The sequence below is a fragment of the Streptomyces sp. WELS2 genome, from assembly GCF_013870595.1.
In the GTDB taxonomy this organism is placed as follows: domain Bacteria; phylum Actinomycetota; class Actinomycetes; order Streptomycetales; family Streptomycetaceae; genus Streptomyces.
Window position 1 is genome coordinate 1 of sequence record NZ_JACBWZ010001017.1, and the last position, 2,002, is coordinate 2,002.

General features: G+C 72.0%; 2 protein-coding genes. Both read right to left on the reverse strand.

Going from position 1 to position 2,002, the window contains the following annotated elements; all coding sequences use genetic code 11:
- The coding region (locus H5J33_RS32995; RefSeq protein WP_181798386.1) for a methyltransferase at nucleotides 1-1,035 on the reverse strand (1,035 nt) is incomplete at its 3' end.
- Nucleotides 1,036-1,126: 91 nt separating this feature from the next.
- Entirely contained in the window at nucleotides 1,127-1,888 is a 762-nt protein-coding gene (locus H5J33_RS33000; protein WP_181798387.1) for an N-acetyltransferase, read from the reverse strand.
- Between the last annotated feature and the right edge of the window lie 114 nt (nucleotides 1,889-2,002).

Sequence of the window (2,002 nt, forward strand, 5' to 3'; positions counted from 1 at the left end):
CTCGACGACCGACAGCGGCCCGGCCTGCCCCACCCCGACCGACCGCACGGTGAACCCGGTCTCCTCCAGCAGCGCCCGGAACTCCCCTTCGGTGCGCTCCTGGCCGCCGGTCACGACCATCATGTTGACGTCGGTGAAGTACGCGACGGGGGCGGAGGTGTCGGCGGTCTCGGGCAGGACCGTGCCGACGATCAGCAAGGTGGCAGAGGCGGGTATGTGGGCCCGTACCGTGCGCAGGATCGCGCGCGCCTCGTCGTCGCCCCAGTCCTGGAACACGCTCTTGATGATGTACAGGTCGCCGTCGTCCGGCACGGACTGGAAGAAGTCCCCGGAGCGGACCTCGCACCGGTCGGCGAGTCCGGCCTTGCCCAGGGTGACGGGGGCCTCGGCGACACCGCTCGGGCTGTCGAAGACGATGCCCCGCAGCCCGGGCCGGGCCTGGAGGATCGCCGCGAGCAGGGTGCCGTCGCCGCCGCCGAGGTCCACCACCGTGCCGGTCGCCGGGAAGTTATAGCCCGCGGCGAGCTGCGCCGCCGAGAGCCGGGACTCCTCGCTCATCGCCTCGTTGAACAGCGTGCTGGTCTCGCCGTGCCCGGCCAGCCAGTCGTAGACGCCCGTCTCGTGGACGTGGTCGAAGGCGCGTTCGCCGGTGGTGACGGTGTGCCGCAGGCTCTGCCAGGACGTGAAGAAGATGGGGTGGCAGAACATCTTGGCGAACTTGTGCAGCGAATCCGGGGAGTCGGAGCGCAGCTGGGAGCCGATGCCGGTCAGCGCGAAACGTCCCCGCTCGGGCTCCTCGGCGATGCCGACGGCGACCAGCATGCGCAGCAGCCGCCGCAGCGAGGGTTCGTGCGTGGCGGTCGCGTCGGCCAGCTCCCGGCTGGTGCGCGAACCGGTGCCGATCAGGTCCGCGAGGCCCAGTTCGGCGGCCACACCGATGCCGTGCGCCGTCATGTAGCCGCCGATCCGCTCGATCAGGGCGGCACGGAGATCCAGTTTGCCGGTGGCGAGGACGTCCTGGGGAGTCGTGCTCATGGTCGTACTCCTTTGTCGTGGGTGTCGCTCGGGAAAGGCCGGCCGGTGTCTCACACCGGTGGGAGGTCCGGCGTAGACGCGTGCCGGATCGTCAGGGGTGCCCGCCCGTGAGGCGGTGGCGGACCCAGACGTTCGGTTCGACGTACACGGCGTGGTCGTGGACGGTGTTCACGGTGAGCGGGGTCAGGGCGCCGGGCAGTTCCACCGGGCCGTCGGTGTCCAGGGGAAGGCCGGTCCACTCGCGCCACTGGGCCAGGCTCCCCGAGATCGTCATGGACGCGGGGCACACCCGCAGCACCTCGCCGCCCGCCCGCACATGCACCCGCAGCCAGGGGTCCTCGGGCAGCCCGTCGGAGCGGCGCCGCGCTGTGTACTCGGCCAGCGGCAGCCACGGCTGCCGGTGCTTGCCGCTGGGCCGGAGCGGCACCACCACGTCGTGGAACCCCTTGGCACGGGCGTGGCCGAGCAGGGCGCGCAGGGTGTACCCGGACAGGTTCCGCGCGAGGCGGTCCGGGACGACGGCGACCTCCAGCGCGCACAGCGTGGTCGGTTCCCGGCCGGCGACGGTGTCGGACAGGCACTGGCGCAACGCCTCGTCCCAGCCGGTGTCGGGCAGCCCGTCCGGGTCGCCGTCCCAGGCGAACGGCACGCTTGCCGCCCGGGCGACGACCTGGTCCTCCTCGTCGAGTACGACGAACTGGTGCTCGGCGTGGCGGCGCAGCGCCCAGTCCACGAGGAGCGGATCGGGGCGGATGTAGGCGGGCCACGACGACTCCATGGTGAGCATCGCCTCTTCCAGGTCGGGTCTCTCGGCGAGGCTGACCGCGCGCGGGCCGGTGCTGGTGGTGCTCATGGCGTCTCTCCCGTCGGTGAGTGCGGGCAGGGTGGCCGGCGTGGCGCTCAGCCGGCGAGCCCCACCTACATGTCGTCCTGACAAGGAGCCACCGACCCGTGAAGGCCGTCGTCA

Excerpts from the sequence above, each read along its gene's own strand:
- H5J33_RS33000 (WP_181798387.1), bottom strand. The coding sequence starts at position 1,888 with ATGAGCACCACCAGCACCGGCCCGCGCGCGGTCAGCCTCGCCGAGAGA.